At 72.6% G+C, this 16527-nt stretch carries 9 protein-coding genes; 4 read left to right on the top strand and 5 right to left on the bottom strand.

The genetic code is table 11. From position 1 onward, the window contains the following. Positions 1–637: 637 nt before the first annotated feature. Both IEY73_RS24055 and IEY73_RS24050 read right to left on the bottom strand, forming a co-directional pair. Entirely contained in the window at positions 638–4423 is a 3786-nt protein-coding gene (locus IEY73_RS24055) for a response regulator (RefSeq protein WP_189081578.1), read from the bottom strand. Positions 4424–4532: 109 nt separating this feature from the next. Further along, the gene (locus IEY73_RS24050) at positions 4533–5318 is read right to left on the bottom strand and encodes a helix-turn-helix domain-containing protein (protein WP_229716103.1); all 786 of its coding nucleotides are present in this window, start codon (positions 5316–5318) and stop codon (positions 4533–4535) included. A 137-nt stretch (positions 5319–5455) separates the two neighbouring features. Here IEY73_RS24050 and IEY73_RS24045 point away from each other — a divergent pair, with 137 nt between their 5' ends. Then, positions 5456–6034, top strand: a complete 579-nt coding sequence (locus IEY73_RS24045; protein ID WP_189081576.1) for a TIGR03086 family metal-binding protein — start codon at positions 5456–5458, stop codon at positions 6032–6034. 45 nt (positions 6035–6079) lie between these two features. Here IEY73_RS24045 and IEY73_RS24040 read toward each other — a convergent pair whose 3' ends face one another. Continuing rightward, positions 6080–6592, bottom strand: coding sequence for a hypothetical protein (locus IEY73_RS24040; RefSeq protein ID WP_229716102.1), 513 nt, complete (start codon positions 6590–6592; stop codon positions 6080–6082). Positions 6593–6666: 74 nt separating this feature from the next. Further along, the gene (locus tag IEY73_RS24035; RefSeq protein ID WP_189081574.1) at positions 6667–8217 is read right to left on the bottom strand and encodes an alpha-L-arabinofuranosidase B; all 1551 of its coding nucleotides are present in this window, start codon (positions 8215–8217) and stop codon (positions 6667–6669) included. A gap of 173 nt (positions 8218–8390) precedes the next feature. On the opposite strand from IEY73_RS24035, the gene IEY73_RS24030 reads away from it, so the two are divergent. The 3 genes from IEY73_RS24030 to IEY73_RS24020 all read left to right on the top strand — a co-directional run bounded on the left by IEY73_RS24030 (position 8391) and on the right by IEY73_RS24020 (position 15168). After that, on the top strand, positions 8391–9833 hold the full coding sequence (locus IEY73_RS24030) for an MFS transporter (RefSeq protein WP_189081573.1): 1443 nt from the start codon (positions 8391–8393) through the stop codon (positions 9831–9833). Between the two features lie 137 nt (positions 9834–9970). After that, the gene (locus IEY73_RS24025) at positions 9971–13828 is read left to right on the top strand and encodes a Pls/PosA family non-ribosomal peptide synthetase (RefSeq protein WP_229716101.1); all 3858 of its coding nucleotides are present in this window, start codon (positions 9971–9973) and stop codon (positions 13826–13828) included. Next, positions 13828–15168, top strand: coding sequence for a M1 family metallopeptidase (locus IEY73_RS24020; RefSeq protein ID WP_189081623.1), 1341 nt, complete (start codon positions 13828–13830; stop codon positions 15166–15168). Before IEY73_RS24025 ends, IEY73_RS24020 begins: the two co-directional genes overlap by 1 nt. A 135-nt stretch (positions 15169–15303) precedes the next feature. On the opposite strand, the gene IEY73_RS24015 is transcribed toward IEY73_RS24020, so the two are convergent. Further along, positions 15304–16527: chymotrypsin family serine protease (locus IEY73_RS24015; RefSeq protein WP_189081571.1), on the bottom strand; the 1224-nt coding region annotated here is incomplete at its 5' end.

Raw genomic sequence — 16527 nt, 5'->3', positions numbered from 1 at the left:
TCTCGCCCGATCGAGCCGTACCGGGCGGCCGTCATCGGGTGCCGGTGGCAGCAGCCGGAGACGGCCGAACGCCCCGAGACAGCCGTGAGCTACGGCTGGCACCCGACCACCCCGACGCCGACCCCGCCGCCGACGCCATGCCCACGCCCACCCCGACCCCCACGCCGCCATGCCCACGCCGCCATGCCCACGCCCACGCCGCCGCCACGCCCACGCCCACCCCAGACCCCCACCCCGACGCCGATCTTGGAGTTTGCGTGTGCAATTCGGTGCCATATGACCAACTTGTCCGACGCGAAAACTCAAGATCGACGCCAGTTGCCCCGGCGCACCGCCGACATCGGACATGCGCAGCTAGCCAGCGCGTCGATCTTGGCCTTTCCGGTGGCGCAAAGGCGGCATATAACCACGAAATGACGCGCAAACTCCAAGATCCCGCCCAACGGGAGCACGCCCGACACGAAGCACGCCCGCCGGAGGGCACCGCCAGAGGGCACGCCCGCCAGAGGGCACGCCCGCCAGAGGGCACCCCGCCAGAGGGCACCCCGCCAGAGGGCACCCCGCCAGAGGGCCCCCGACACGGGCCCCGGACACGGGCCCCGGGCACGGGCCCCGGGCACGAGGGCGTCTGGTGGCGTCAGCTTCCCACGGGTTCGGCGTGGCGTAGGTGGGCGAGCGTTTCGGCCAGTTCGGCGGTCGCCCGGTCGAGGAGGGCCGTCAGGCCGACGTGATGTTCCGCCGCCGCCGTCAGGTCTCCCGCGCGGGCGTGATCCTCGATTGTCGCGCACGTGTCCGCGAGGTGGCAGGCGCCGAGGTTCGCCGCCGCGCCCTTGAGGGCATGCGCGTGGTACGCCAGGGCCGCGTCGTCGCCGCTGGTCAGGGCGGCCGTGATGTCGGCGATCAGGCCGGGAGCCTTGGCGGCGAAGCTGCCGATGATCTTCTCGATGAGGGCGGTTTCGGCTGGGGTCCGATCGCCGAGAAGTTCGTCGAGCCGCGCGGCCATGACGGTGTCCAGGGCCGCCCCGGACCCGCCGCCGTCACCCGCGCCGCCGTCACCCGCGCCGCCGTCACCCGCGCCGCCGTCGACAACGGCGCCGTCGACAATGGCGCCGTCGACAATGGCGCCGTCGACAATGGCGCCGTCAACTGTGGACGAGTCGACGGCGTCGACGGCCACCGCCGGACCCGCCACCGCCGGCACCGCCACCGCCGGCGCCGCCGACCCCGCCACCGACCCAGCCGGCGCCGAGCCTGACGTGGGACTTGTCCAGCGGATCAGGGCCGCTTCCAAGTCGTGAGCCCGGATGGGCTTGGTCAGGTAATCGTCCATGCCCGCGGCCAGGCAACGCTCGCGCTCCTCGGCGAAGACGTTCGCCGTCATGGCGATGATCGGCGTGCGCGCCGTGGCCGGGCGTTCCCGCAGCCGCGCCGCCGCGGTGTAGCCGTCCATCACCGGCATCTGGCAGTCCATGACGATGGCCTGGTAGGTGTTCTCGGCGGCCATCTGCAACGCCTGCGACCCGTCGACCGCAATGTCCACGGTGTAGCCGAGCTTGCCGAGAATGCCGCCCGCCACCATCTGGTTGGTCTCGTTGTCCTCGACCAACAGGACGCAGCCGCGCCGCCCATCGTCGTGAGTCGCGTAGGTGACCGTGGTCAGCGCCTCGTAGAGGCCGGAGCGGCTGATGGGTTTGGTGAGGAACGCTCCGATGCCGGCCTGCCGGGCCTGGTTTGTGGTGATGGTGTCGCCGGAGGTCATGAGGATGACCGGCAGGGCCGGGATGGCCGGGTCCGCGGCGATCGCGGCGGCCAGGTCCAGGCCGGATTCGCCGGGCATGTGCATGTCCAGGATGGCCACGTCGTATCGGCGGGTGTGCGCAGCCGCGCGGCGCAGCAGGTGCCGGGCCTGGGGCGGGCTGTCGGCCACGTCGGCGTACATGTCCCAGCCGCGGACGTTCTCGGCCAGAGTGAGCAGGTTGGTGGGGTTGTCGTCCACGATCAGCACCCGCAGCCGGCTGGGGTCGGCCGTCTCGGTCACGTCGGTGCTGGTGCCGGCGGGCAGCGGCAGCGTGACGGCGAAGGTGGTGCCGTCGCCTTCGGAGCTTGTCACCTCGATGGTGCCGCCCATCGCCTCGGTCAGTTGCCGGGTGATCGCCAGGCCCAGCCCGGTGCCGCCGTACGTGCGGTTGGTCGACGCGTCGGCCTGCTGGAACGGCTCGAACAGCCGGGCCTGCACCGCCGGGCTCATGCCGATGCCGGTGTCGGTCACCTCCAGCCGCACCTGCGCCCGGCGCGCCGCCGTCGGCGCGTCGTCCGTCGCCGGCCGGGCGCTCACCACCGGGTACGCGCGGACGGTCACCGATCCGGCGTTGGTGAACTTGACCGCGTTGCCCACCAGGTTCATCAGGATCTGCCGCACCCGGCCCGGGTCGCCGCGCACCACCTCGGGCAGTCGCGGGTGCACGTCGGTGCGCAGCTCGACGCCCTTGGCCGCGGCCGTCTGTCCGGTCAGCACCGCCACGTCGGCCACCACGGCCGGCAGCCGGAAGTCGGCGGCGTCCAGCACGAACTTGCCCGCCTCGATCTTCGAGAAGTCCAGGATGTCGTTGATCACCGCGAGCAGGGCGCTGCCCGCACCGCGCAGCCCCTCCACATACCGGCGCTGACGATCGTCCAACGCGGTCTCGGCCAGCAGATCGGCCAACCCGATCACCCCGTTCATCGGGGTACGGATCTCGTGGCTCATGGTGGCCAGGAACTGCGACTTCATCTGTGAGGCTTCCAGCGCACGGTCGCGCGCCTCCGCCAGCCCCTGCTCGATGTTCTTGTCCTCGGTGACATCGTGGGCGACCGCGTACACGTTTCCGCTCACCGGGTCGGTCGCGGAGTTCCACCGCAGCCAGCGGTACGAGCCGTCGGCACACCGATACCGGTTCTCGAACGCCCGGGCGCCGGCGCCATCGTTGACCTTCGCCGACTCCGCCAGGGTCGTGGCCACGTCGTCGGGGTGCACGAAGTCCAGGAACGGCCGCCCCTGCATCCGCTCCATCGGGTGTCCGAGAGCCGCCTCCCACGCCGGGTTCAGCCGGGTGAACCGGCCCTCCGCGTCGACCACGCACAGCAGCTCCGGGGAGAGCAGGAACATCTGATTCACGTGCTCGTTGGCGGTGGTGCGCGCGGTGACATCGTCCAGGAACCGGTGATGCCCGAGCAGCGCGCCGCGGGCACTGCGATCCGCCACCATGGTGATTTCCGCATAAAAGTTGGTTCCATCGGCGCGGACACCGCGGAGCGCGGCGCTCGCGGCACCGTCGTGCAGCGCCCGCTCGTACGCCGTGCGGAACGTCGGAAGGTCGTCCGGGTGCACGAGGTGTTCCCCGTCGCGCCCCAGCAGGCTCTCCGGCGTGGTGCGCAGAATGCCGGCGTATGCGGGATTGACCCGGCGGTAACAACCTTGCGGGTCGAGGAACGCGACGCCCTCCCCCGCCGCTTCCATGATCGAGGCCTCGCGGGACAGGGCGAGTTCCTGCGCGGCGATCACCTTGGCCAGCATCAGCGCGGACACCAGCGCAACGAGGCAGAAGCCCTGCGCCGACAGCATCTGTCCGGTCAGCGTCGGGGCGTTTCCGAAGGCGCCCAACCCGGCCGCGGTGCCTTCGATGACCATGACCGCGAGGGCCGCACAAAACACGGCGGTGGCCTGCGGGCCGAACCGCACCACCGTCCAGAACAGGCCGGGAAACAACAGGAACGGCCACTGCCACGGCTGCAAGCTGCCGGACACCTCGGTGAAGACAAGGCTCGCCATGACCGCCTGCACGGCCAGCAGCGCCATGGCCTCCAGAACGCGCGGCCCGGAGAACACCCAACGCGGCACACCCGCGACCGCGGCCCGGCACACCGGGATGACGACCAGAATGCCCAGCAGGTCGGCGGAGAACCACGTCCACCAACTGACCCCGAAGCCCACCGACGTCGTGCCGGACAGCGCGGCGACGGTAGCGCCGAGCACACCGGCCACACCGGCCGAGATCGCCGCCGCGGGCAGCAACGACCGCAACACCCACCGGGCCGGCATCACCTCAGCAGAGCTGCCGAACTGGGCAAGCAGGTACGCGCCCAGCGTCACCTCGATCGCGTGGGCAACGGCGAATCCCAGGCTCACCCAGAAGCCGTCATGCCAGATGCTGCCGAGCACATTCACCATCAGCAACACGGCGATCAGCAGCGGCCACCATGATCGCCGGGACGCCGCCAGCACCCCGACACCCAGTCCGGCGGCCGGCCAGAAGACAGCCACCCCCACCGGCTCGAACGCCAGCCGCAGCCCGACCTCTTCGAGGCACAGGTAGCCGAGCCCGAACAGCAATGCCACCGCGGCGGAGCGGGCGCGACGATCAAGACGATCCCAGAGGGTGCTCATGCGCTTCCGATCGGCGCTGCCAACCCGGCGCTGGGTCAATCCCGGGAGACCTCCGGTTGCGCTGAGGTTTCCGGCCCAGGCGGCCCGGACGGCGGGCTCGACGCGGCGGTCATTCCTCGCGGCGCAGCGAGGCCGCGTACGCCGCCGGTGACATGCCCATCGCCGCCGTGACGTCGCGCACCAGATGCGCCTGATCGCTGTATCCCAGTTCGGCGCCGACCGCCGCCCAGTCCACCTCGTCGGTGGCGCGCTCGATCGCCTCGTGGACGCGGTACCGCAGGATCACCTGTTTCGGCCCCACGCCGAGGTGCTCGAGGAACAGTCTCTGCACCGATCGCGCCGACACGCCCGCCTCGGCTGCCACCATGTCGACCCTGGTCAGCGTGCGGTCGTGGCGGATGCGGCCGGCCAGCTCGATGGCACGCAGGGCGTGCCGGCTCGGCCGGGGCCGCAGGCGTTGCAGGTAGTCGTCGAGGACGGCGACCGCGGCGGAGTCCGTCGCCGCTGCGGCGACACCCGCGGCCACCGTGGCTCCGTCGGACAGCACCTCGGCGTCGCCGCCGGGCAGCACCTCGGCCAGGGGCAGCCGGCGGTCGATGAGCGTCGCGGGCGGCGTGTCGCTGAAGGCGCCGAAGCCGCCCGGACGGAACTGCACACCCCGCACCCATCCACGGCCCGCCAGCTTGATCGAGAACAGTTGCCGGCCCGGCCCGGCGATCTCGGCGACGACCGGATCGGTTGCCGCCATCCGCATGATCACCAGGTTCACCGCCGGATGCCCGACCACGTGCTGCGCGTACGGCTGATCGAGATCCCAATCGATGAACCAGTAGTGTTCCACCACGGCGAGCAGCGCGGTCGCGGGTGCATGCCGGCGGAAGTCGACGCGGCGCATCAGGGCAGCGGGATCGACGATGCCGCCCGTGTCGCGGCGTGGCCGTGGTGCTTCTTCCCCCGGTGCTTCTTCTCGTGGTGTTTCGCGGTGTCGTGTTTCTTCAAGACCCATGGCTACCCGCTCAGTAGCGTGACCACATGACGATCATCTCAACATTACTGCGTGACTCGGCGGACCGGGCGCTGCCGGTGCTGCGGGCGGTACGCGACGATCAATTGGCCGGGCCCACGCCGTGCGCCGACTACTCCGTCGGTGACGTGGTGAATCACCTGTTCCAGGTGGTCGTCAACTTCCAGGCGCTGGCCCGCCGGGAACCCGCCGACTTCTCGTCCACCCCCGACGTGCTGGGCACCGACTGGCGGGGCCGCTACGTCGCGGAGCTCGATGCCCTGGTGACCGCGTGGACGCCGGACGCGGCCCTGGAGGGTGTCTCGCCGGGGATGGGACTTCCGCAGACCACGGTCGGCGGGATGGTGCTGCTCGATCTGGTCATCCATCCGTGGGACATCGCGACGGCGACCGGTACGCCGTACGCGCCGGATCCGGCCGCGGTCGCCCGGGTGCACGCGGTGCTCGACGAGCTGGGGCCGATGCCGCGCAAGATGGGGGTGTTCGGCCCGGAGGTGCCGGTGCCGGCGGACGCGGACGAGTTCACCCGGCTGCTGGGGCGCGGCGGTCGCGACCCGCGCTGGTCCCCGGCAGCCGCAGTTCGCTGACCATTCACCGCCTCCTCACCGCGCGCCTACTCACCGCGTGCCTACTCACTGCGCGGTGTCGGCGCGACGCATCAGGATCAGCACGGCCGCGCCCGCCGCGACGAAGGGCACCGCGACGATCGGGGGGATGTTGCCGTAGACGACGCTGCCCACGCTCGGGCGCAGCACCAAATGCAGCGGCAGCGTCAGGACCGTCAGCCAGGCGCCCGCCCGCAGCGTCCGCAGGGTACGGCCGCCGCGCAGCACCCCGGTGCCGCCGACCGCGAGCAGGGCGACCGCCGCGGGAAGCAGCATCACCAGCACCGCCGCCACCGCGGCCATCGCCAGGGCGCGGGCGGACAGCGCGAACGCCACCCACCGGATGCCACCCGAGGCGGCGGCGATCCACAGCGCCGCGCCGTAGATCCCCGCGGCGAGGCCGGTGACCGCCGCGGGCCGCAGGGACGCAGGTCGCCCCGGCGACGGGCCACCCGGCGACGGGCCGCCCGCGGGCGGGCGACCGGTGGGCGGGCGACCGGTGGGCCGGCGACCGGTGGGTGGGTGATCGCCGGTGGGCATCGCGTCCATCGTCATCCTCGCTGTCGCCGCCGTCACGGGCTGGGACCGCCGAACGTAACAGGCGCGCGCCCCCGCTATGCCGTCCAGGGACTGCTGACCACCCAGCTCACGTCCGGCGCCCACGACGTGGCGCTGTCGAAGGCGTTCGAGCCGCCGTTGCTCGCGATGTAGAGCGTGTTGTTGTAGTGCCGCAGGTAGCGGCTCGGATAGTTGTACGAGGCGAACGACGTGCCGGTGCCGCTGCGTCCCGTCGTCGGGCAGAACGTCGCGTCCGCCCGGAAGATCGCCGAGCCGTTCATCGGCTGCCGGTAGACCTGGTAGTCGAAGTGGCGCAGGAAGTCGCCCGGATAGTTGCGTGACTCGAACGACACGCAGGACGGGTCCGCCAGGCCACGCCGCACGATCCACGACCCGTCGGCCTTGTCCAGCGCCGAACTCGACGAGCTGATCACCGAGGTCACCGCGTTGTCGTTCTGGTGGCGTACGTACCGGTCGGTGTATCCGCTGGTGGTCGCGCGCAGCGAGATCGTGGATCCGGGGTTGAGCGTGCCCGCCGCGACCGGGCTGGGGTCGCCGTATCCGACCGCGACGATGTTGGCCTGCACCGCGTTGTCGGCCGCGTCGCTGGGCACACCGCTGGTCATCACGCCCTCGAAGAAGGAGCCGATGGCCGAGTTGCTGTTGTCTCCCCCGATGCCCAGGATGATGGCGCCTTCCAGGTGCATCGGCGAGTACCCGGTGCGGAAGGTGGGCAGCGCCCCGGAGAAGTGTGTGGTCAGGCCGCCGCTGCGGGCGTTGCCGTCCTTGAGGGCGAAGTAGTTCGTGCCGTTGTTCTTCAGCAGCGCGGTCACGTACGGCTCGCGGTTGCCGGTGTAGGAGCCGTCCCGGCTGCCGCCGGTGTCCGACTGGAACAGGCCGTTCTCCAGGTCGGCCATGACCCACGGCCCGGAGCCGTTGCACGGCGAGAACCAGCACAGCGTCCCGAAGTAGACGGCGTCCATGTGGCCGTTGCCGTTGTCCAGGTTGTTGGTCTCGGCGTTGCCGTAGTCGAAGCAGCAGCCGCTGTTGTAGTGCGTGCCGGAGGTGACCATGTACATGCCTTCCGGCTGGCTGCCGGTGGCGATGCCGTTGGTGCTGTTGTCGCGATAGCCCATCACGCCGGAGAAGGAGACGCCGTAGACGGCGTGGCCACCGGCGGTGACCGGCAGGGCGTCCGCGGGCGCCGGGTTGTCGGCGCCGCCGACGCCGCCCGCGGGCGCCGGGGTCAGGTCGTTGTGCCGGGACGTCTGGTCGTAGATGACCGTGATCACGCAACTGGTGCCGTAACAGAAGGAGTCCTGGGCGGCGGCGTTCGCGTATCCGCCGGCGGACAGCGGGGTGATCGTGGTGGTGGCCCCGTCGGAGGCGCGCCGCACCTGGTAGAGCGGGCCGCCGTAGGAGCCGAAGAGGGCCCGGGTGGTGCTGTGCGCGGCGACGCAGGGCGTGCCGGCCGAGCCGTAGATGTCGCAGGGTCCGGTGCCGGCCGCCTGGGAGGTGCCGGGCGCGCCGATCAGCAGGGCGGCGACGAGCGCGCCGGCCGCGCCGAAACGCGACAAAGCTCGTGGACGCAGCAGCGTGTTCCGCATCGTGACGTCTCCTTGCCGACGATGTTCACGGTCACAACATGGATGTTGCAATGCTGTTACGAGCTCGGTTCCTCGACTGTTAGCGATAACAACGGCCCTGTCAAGGAGTCACGCTTGTCGATATGTTTCGACAAGATGACGCCGTTGGGCATTTATCGGTGTAGATTCACCCGATGGCGACTGTTGATGTTGAGCCAGGTTCCAGCGGGCAGGCGCTCGTCGCCCGGCTCGACCGCCTGCCGCGCCACGCCGTGGCGTACGCCGCGTCCGGCATCGTCGGGCTCGCGATGTTCGTCGCGTTCTACTGCAACTTCAACATCAACGTGTCCTTCATCCAGACCTGCTCCCAGATCAAGGCCGGATGCACGGCGGAGAACGCGAACGAGTTCCTCTCCCTCCCGGTGGTCCTGTTCCTGGTCGGCTACATGGTCGGCTGCCTGCTGCTGGCGCCGCTGTCGGACCGGCTGGGACGCCGGCCGCTGCTCGCCGTGGTGCTCGGCTTCGCCGCCGTGGGTTCCCTGGTCACCGTGGTGGCGACGGCCTACCCGGTGTTCGTCCTGGGGCGGGCGCTCACGGGTGTGGTGCTGGGCGGCGTGCTCGCCGTCGGCAACACCTACATCGGGGAGATCGCCCCGTCCTCGGCTCGCGCCCGCTACACCGCCATCACCTTCGTCATGTGCACCGTCGGCGCGATGGTCGGGATCGGGCTGGGCCTGGTGTTCACCACCGCGTCCGCGTCGTTCCCGGACGGCCTGCCGATCGCGCTCGCCGGGCCGGACTTCACCACCGGCTGGCGCTGGATCTACGGGATCGCGGTGCTGACCGCGACGCTGGCCGCGCTGGCCGTGCTGCGCCTGCCGGAGTCGCCCCGATGGCTGATCGAGCACGGCCGCCTCGCCGCGGCCGAGCGGGTGGTGCGCTCGCTGGAGGAGCGGGCGCTGCGCCGCGGGCCGCTGCGCGAGCCGGACATGCACGTGGACCTGCCGGAGCACGAGAAGCCGACGGCGGCGGCCTATCGTGAACTGTTCGCCGACCCGTGCTACCGCAATCGCGCCCTCCTGCTGGTCTCCATGTGGATCACCGGGTACGCCACGGTCTTCGCCTATTCGACGGGGTCGACCTCGGTCCTCACCGGCCTGGACTTCACCCCGCCGGTGGCCGGGATGATCTCCGCGGTGGGCGGCATCGGGTTCTTCGCGCAGGGCCTGTTCTCCGCGAAGTTCTCCGAATCCGTGGAGCGGCGCTACTGGCTGCCGATCGGGGCCGCGCTGACCATCGCCGGCGCGGTGCTGATCGCCACCCTCGGCGACTCGATCGGATGGGCGTTCATCGGATCCTTCATCGTGTTCTTCGGCTTCAACGTGTGGGTGCCGCCGACGTTCGCCCTGTCCGCGGAGAGCTTCCCCACCCGGATCCGGTCCGCCGGTTTCGGCCTGGTCGACGGGTTCGGCGTGACCGGCGGCATGATCGGCGTGCTGGTCATCGCGCCGCTGGTGGGGCATCTGTCGGCGTTGCAGGCGCTGCTGCTGATCTCAAGCTTCCAGGTGGTCGCCGCGGTGCTGGCCCAGTTCACCCCGCGCACCCGCAACCGGGCGCTGGAGGACGTCTCGCCCTGAGCAGCCCCACCGTCGAGAGATCTGTGTCTCTCGACACGAATCCGAAACTTCACCGTCGTTTCCGCCCCGAGCCACGTAGCGTTGTGCGCTGCATTCGCGGGGTGAAGCATCCGTGGGGTGAAGAGGGAGTACGCCTGGTGTCCGTGACCGCCGCCGCCCCACCGTACGCTCCGGCGATCTTCCGTTCCGGCGCCGCCCCGGCGCGCCGGACGCTGCTCGACATCTTCCGGGAGACCACGAACGCGCACCCCACGGCGTGCGCCATCGACGACGGCTCGAGCACGCTGACCTACCGGCAACTGGCCGCCGAGGTGGACCGCCTGCGGCGGACCCTCGCCGGGCACGGGATCGGCGCCGGCGACCGGGTGGGCGTACGGATCTCCTCCGGATCGGCGCAGCTCTACGTCGCGATTCTGGGCGTGCTCGCGGCCGGCGCCGCGTACGTGCCGGTGGACGCCGACGACCCGGACGAGCGGGCCGAGCTGGTGTTCGGCGAGGCGGACGTCTGCGCGGTGCTCGGCGACGGCCTTCACGTGACGCCGCGGCGCTCCCCCACGGGACGGCCGGGCGGGCCGCGGCCGGCCGACGACGCGTGGATCATCTTCACCTCCGGCTCGACCGGCACGCCGAAGGGCGTCGCGGTGAGCCACGCCGCCGCGGCGGCGTTCGTGGACGCCGAGGCGCGCCTGTTCCTGGCCGGGGACGCCCGCCCGATCGGCCCGCACGACCGGGTGCTGGCCGGGCTGTCGGTGGCGTTCGACGCCTCGTGCGAGGAGATGTGGCTGGCGTGGCGGCACGGCGCGTGCCTGGTGCCCGCCGCGCGGTCGCTGGTCCGCAGCGGCGTCGACCTCGGCCCGTGGCTGGCCGGGCAGCGCATCACCGTGGTGTCCACGGTCCCCACGCTGGCCGCGCTGTGGCCGGTCGAGGCGCTGGAGGACGTACGGCTGCTGATCTTCGGGGGTGAGGCGTGCCCTCCGGAGCTGGCCGAGCGGCTGGCCGTCGAGGGCCGCGAGGTGTGGAACACCTACGGGCCGACCGAGGCCACCGTGGTGGCCTGCGCCGCGCCGCTGACCGGGGACGGGCCGGTGCGCATCGGGCTGCCGCTGGCCGGCTGGGAACTCGCCGTGGTCGGCCCGGACGGCGAGCCGGTGGCGATGGGCGAGACCGGCGAACTGGTCATCGGCGGGGTGGGCCTGGCGCGGTATCTGGACGCCGCCAAGGACGCCGCGAAGTTCGCGCCGCTGAGCGCGCTCGGCTGGCGCCGGGCGTACCGCAGCGGGGACATCGTGCGGGCCGAGCCGGCCGGGCTGGTGTTCGTCGGGCGCGGCGACGAGCAGGTGAAACTCGGCGGCCGGCGGATCGAGCTGGGTGAGGTGGACGCCCCGCTGCAGGCGTTGCCGGGGGTGGCCGGAGCGGCGGCTGCGGTGCGGCGCACGGCGGCCGGCAACCAGCTCCTGGTCGGCTACGTGGTGGTCCGGGACGCGGCCGGGTTCGACCCGGCAGCGGCGGCGCAGCGCCTGCGCGAGCAGCTCCCGGCCGCGCTGGTCCCGCTGCTGGCGGTGGTGGACGAGCTGCCCACCCGGACCTCGGGCAAGGTGGACCGGGCGGCGCTGCCCTGGCCGCTGCCCGGCGTGCGGGAGGCGGCGGGCGAGCTGACCGCCACGCAGCAGTGGCTGGCCGGCGGCTGGGCGGAGATCCTGGGCGTGCGGCCGGGCGCCGCGGACGCCGACTTCTTCAGTTCCGGCGGCGGCAGCCTGAGCGCGGCGCAACTGGTCGGATGGATCCGGCGGCGCTACCCCCAGGTGTCGGTGGCCGACATCTATCAGCGCCCGGCCCTGTCGGCGATGGCCGCGCTGCTCGACGGGCTCGGCGCCGCCGCGCCGGAGCGCCGCGAGGTGCGGCCGACGCCCCGGCGTGCCGGGCTGATCCAGGCCCTGCTGATGCTGCCGATGTTCGCGCTCGTCGGGCTGCGCTGGCTGACCGTGCTGGCCGTGCTGGGCAAGGCGGTCGCGCTGGTCATGCCCGCGCCGTGGGCCCCGCGGGTGTCCTGGTGGTGGGTCGCGGCGCTCGCGGTGGCGCTGTTCAGCCCGCCCGGCCGCATCGCTCTGGCGGCCGGGGCCGCCCGGCTGCTGCTGCACGGCGTGCGACCGGGTGCCTACCCGCGCGGCGGCGGCGTGCACCTGCGGCTGTGGGCGGCCGAGCGGTTCGCGGAGCTGACCGGCGCGACGGGCGTCGCCGGGGCGTCGTGGATGACCGCGTACGCCCGCGCGCTCGGGGCGCAGGTCGGCGCGGGTGTGGACCTGCACGCCGCGCCGCCGGTCACCGGCCTGCTGAAGCTCGGGCGGGGTGCCGCGGTCGAGCCGGAGGCGGACCTGTCCGGCCACTGGGTGGACGGGGACGTGGTGCGCATCGGCAAGATCCGTGTCGGCGCGGGTGCCCGGGTCGGGGCGCGCAGCACGCTCGCGCCCGGCGCCCGGGTCGGCAAGGGCGCGTACGTCGCGGCCGGGGCGACCGTGACCGGCGCGGTCCGGGCGGGCGGGGCCTCCCGGGACACCGCGACGTGGCCCGCCGAGCGTCCCCGGCCGTCACGTCTGCGGTCCGGCCTGTGGACCGCGGCGTACGGGCTGACCGCCCAACTGCTCGTCGCGCTGCCGGTGGTGGCGGCCCTGCCCGGTGTCGCCCTGATCGCCCGGACGCTCACCGGCGCAGCGCCCGGCCCGGCCCGGATCGCCGGCGCCGTCGCGCTGGCCGCGGTGGCCTACGTCCTCGGGTACGCGCTGCTCGTGCTCGGCGCCGTGCGGGCGCTCAGCGTCGGCTTGCGCGCCGGCTGCCACCCGGTCCGCGGGCGGGTGGCGTGGCAGGTCTGGGCCACCGAACGGCTGATGGGCATGGCCCGCGTCGGGTTGTTCCCGTTCTACGCCAGCCTGTTCACGCCGGTGTGGCTGCGGCTGCTCGGCGCGCGGGTGGGCCGCGGCGTGGAGGCTTCCACGGTGCTCGCGGTCCCGGCGATGACCACCGTCGCGAACGGCGCGTTCCTCGCCGACGACACCATGGTGGCCACGTACGAGCTGAACCGCGGCTGGCTGCGGATCGCCCCGGCCCGCATCGGCAAGCAGGCGTTCCTGGGCAACTCCGGGATGGCCGCGCCGGGCCGCTCGATTCCCAAGCGCAGCCTGGTCGCGGTGCTGTCGTCGGCGCCGCGCAAGGCGCGCAAGGGTTCGTCGTGGCTCGGCTCGCCGCCGATGCCGCTGCGCCGGACCGTGGAGTCGGCCGACGCCAGCCGTACGTTCCAGCCGCCGGCCCGGCTGAAACTGGCCCGCGCCGCCGTCGAGATCTGCCGGATCGTGCCGGTGATCTGCGCCGCCGCCCTGGCCGTCGGGGTGCTCGGCACGCTCGCGCTGCTATGGCGCGAGGCCGGTGCGCAGGTGGCCGCGCTCGCCGCCGGGCCGGTGCTGTGCGGCGCGGCGATCGTCGCGGCGGCCACCGCGACCGCGGCGAAGTGGCTGCTGGTCGGCCGGTTCCGGGTCGCCGACCGGGCGCTGTGGACGTCGTTCGTGTGGCGCAACGAACTCGCCGACACGTTCGTCGAGGTGCTCGCCGCGCCGTGGCTGGTCCGTTTCGTCACCGGCACGCCGCTGCTCGCCGCGTGGCTGCGCACGCTCGGCGCGTCGATCGGCCGGGGCGTGTGGCTGGAGACGTACTGGCTGCCGGAGTACGACCTGGTGCGGCTCGCCGACGGCGCCGCGGTGAACCGCGGTTGTGTGGTGCAGACCCACTTGTTCCATGATCGTGTGATGAGCATGGACAGGGTGACTCTCGACGCGGGTGCCACACTCGGCCCGCACGGCATCGTGCTGCCCGGCGCGAGCATCGGCGCGCGCACCACCGTCGGCCCGGGTTCGCTGGTGACCCGCGGCGACGCGGTGCCCGCGGACGGCCGCTGGCTCGGCAACCCGATCGCGGTCTGGCCGGCGCCGGGCGCCGGCCGGGCGTGATGCGCAAGACGCCGGGACCACCCGACGCGGCACCGGGCTCCGAACGCTCGAACGACCCGTACCTGCCGGACCACGGCAACAGCGGCTACCGGGTGGTGCATTACGACCTCGACCTGGACTACCGGATCATCGGCAACCGGCTCGGTGGCAAGGCGTCCCTGACCGCGGTCGCCGACCAGCCGCTGTCCCGGTTCGCCGTGGATCTGGGCCGGTTCCGGATTCATGACGTCCGGGTCGACGGGTGGCCGGTGAAATACACCCATCGCGGGCATAAGCTCTCCATCAAACCGCGGGGGCCGATCGGCGCCGGTGAGACGTTCCGCGTCGACATCCGGTACGCCGGTACGCCGCAGCCCCTCTCCGGCCGGTGGGGCGACATCGGCTGGGACGAGCTGACCGACGGGGTGCTGGTGGCCAGCCAGCCGATCGGGGCACCATCCTGGTTTCCGTGCAACGACCGGCCCGGCGACAAGGCGACGTACCGGGTGGCGGTCACCACCGCGTCCGCGTACGCCGTGCTGGTGACCGGCGAGCTCGTCTCCCGATGGCGCGGCGCGAGCACGACGAAGTGGGTCTACGAACGCCGCGAACCCACCGCCACCTACCTCATGAGCGTCCAAATCGGACGCTATCAGCTCGTGGACCTCGCGGACGGCGGGATCGTCCAGCGGGCCGCGATCCCGGCCGGGCTGCGGGACGCCTTCCGGTACGACTTCGGCCGGCACGGCCAGATCATGGCGACCTTGGAGGGGTTCTTCGGGCCGTACCCGTTCCCGGAGTACGTCGTGGTGGTGACCGCGGACGAGCTGGAGGACCCGGTCGAGGCGCAGGGCATGGCCGTGTTCGGCGCCAACCATGTGGACGGCCGGCGCACCCATGAGCGGCTGGTGGTGCACGAGCTGGCGCATCAATGGTTCGGCAACAGCCTCACCGTGGCGAACTGGCGGCACATCTGGCTCAACGAGGGGTTCGCCACCTACGCGGAATGGCTGTGGGCGGGCGCCTGCGGCCAGTCGACGCCGGACGCCCTGGCCGCCCAATGGCACGATGAGCTGGCGCGCCGCCCGGCCACGGTCCGCGTCGCGGATCCCGGCGTCGAGCGGATGTTCGACCCGTTGGTCTACAAGCGCGGCGCGCTCACCCTGCACGCCCTGCGCAAGGCGATGGGCGACGGATCGTTCTTCGCGTTCCTGCGGGCGTGGGTCGCCGAGCACCGGCACGGGACGGTGACGACCGAAGAGTTCCGGACACACGCGCAGCGTTTCGCGCGCAAGCCGCTGGACGGCCTGTTCGACGCGTGGCTGAACCGCCCGGAGCTGCCACCGGACCTGACCCGGTGACGAAACGCGACGGCAGGCACGGCTCCACCCGGCCGCCTTGTCTGTTGGTCGCTTTGCGATTGCCGCGCCCGGCGCATACGGCCGAGGCCCGGCGCGCGGCGGCCGGTCGGGCCGCCCCGCGCCGGTCCGGGTTTCTCAGCGGGTGGCCGGCGTGATGCCGCCGAAGTCCCGCCAAGCCGTCCCGTAGTCCTGGAAACCGATCCGCGCCCCGGCGACGCGGGTGGTGGTGCCCTTGGCGATCAGCTTGCCGCTGGCGGCCACCGAGTAGATCGGTCCGCCGCTGTCGCCGGGGCGTGCCGCGGTCTGCCCCTCGGTCTGTTCCGCCTCGACCAGGTCCTCCTCGTCGTCGTAGTAGAACAGCACCTTCAGGTTGCAGACCGGACGGCCCAGCTCGCGCGAGCTGGTCACGCCGGACTGGCACAGAAGCTCGCCGACGAAGGTCCAGTCCCAGCCCTGCACCAGTCCGACCACGTTGTCGGTCGGCGTGCCGATGTAGACGTACCCGTCCACGCTGCTGGTCGGGATCAGCTCGACGTCGTGGGCCTGCTGACGGGGGCCGACGTTGCCGATGAACTCGCCGCGGGCGTCCTGGATCCGGTCGCCCACCTGCCCGCAGTGCCCGGCGGTGAGGATGTAGCTGGCGCCGCCGGAACGCACCCCGAAGCCGGCCGTGCAGGCGGTGGACCGGGTGGCGTCGACGATGGTGGCCCCGCCCTTCCAGGGCGCCCAGTCGTCATCCCGGCTGACCGGCCGCATCGGGTCCTCCCGCACGACGGTCACGGGCACCGCGCCGGCCGACGCGGACAGCGCCGACGCGGACAGCGCCGAACCGGCCGTGCCCGATGCGGCCGTGCCCGATGCGGCCTCCGCGGCGCCGGCCTTGCCTGCGCCGGCCTTGTCTGCGGCGCCCGCCTTGTCGGTGTGCGTGCCGACCACCAGGCCGCTGCCGTCGACCTGGAACTTGATGCTGTCGACCTGCGGCTGTGCCTCGCGCACCCGCGCGGCAGCGGCCCGCAGTTCGGCGAGCGAGTGCGCCGCGGCGCGGACGCGGACCGGGGCGATCGCCGACGCGGCGCGCACCACCGTGGCCATCCGCGGCGGGAGGGCACCCTTCCACCAGAGCGCCACCTGCGCGTCTTCCAGCTCGATGCCGGTGTACCCGGCGTAGGGGTGCCGTTCGATCTCCCATCGGATCTTCGAGGCCGCCGCGACCAGGGGGCGTTGCTGGTCGATGCGGGCCTGGTCGGCGGCGGACAGCACGTCGGTGGTGAGCTCGCGGGGACTGGTCGCGGCACCGGCGGCGGCGCCCGCCGGGCCGTCGGCGGTCGCGGTGGCGCCGGTGGCGGCCGGGGCGCGTCG

This window comes from Mangrovihabitans endophyticus (assembly GCF_014646155.1).
Taxonomy (GTDB): domain Bacteria; phylum Actinomycetota; class Actinomycetes; order Mycobacteriales; family Micromonosporaceae; genus Actinoplanes; species Actinoplanes endophyticus.
The sequence above is the reverse complement of the archived record's forward strand: the minus strand, read 5'-3'. Positions and strand labels throughout refer to the sequence as shown.

Excerpts from the sequence above, each read along its gene's own strand:
- IEY73_RS24035 (WP_189081574.1), bottom strand. The coding sequence starts at position 8,217 with ATGCGGAACACGCTGCTGCGTCCACGAGCTTTGTCGCGTTTCGGCGCG.
- IEY73_RS24045 (WP_189081576.1), top strand. The coding sequence starts at position 5,456 with ATGACGATCATCTCAACATTACTGCGTGACTCGGCGGACCGGGCGCTG.
- IEY73_RS24030 (WP_189081573.1), top strand. The coding sequence starts at position 8,391 with ATGGCGACTGTTGATGTTGAGCCAGGTTCCAGCGGGCAGGCGCTCGTC.
- IEY73_RS24055 (WP_189081578.1), bottom strand. The coding sequence starts at position 4,423 with ATGAGCACCCTCTGGGATCGTCTTGATCGTCGCGCCCGCTCCGCCGCG.
- IEY73_RS24040 (WP_229716102.1), bottom strand. The coding sequence starts at position 6,592 with ATGCCCACCGGCGATCACCCACCCACCGGTCGCCGGCCCACCGGTCGC.
- IEY73_RS24050 (WP_229716103.1), bottom strand. The coding sequence starts at position 5,318 with ATGCGCCGCGTCGACTTCCGCCGGCATGCACCCGCGACCGCGCTGCTC.
- IEY73_RS24020 (WP_189081623.1), top strand. The coding sequence starts at position 13,828 with ATGCGCAAGACGCCGGGACCACCCGACGCGGCACCGGGCTCCGAACGC.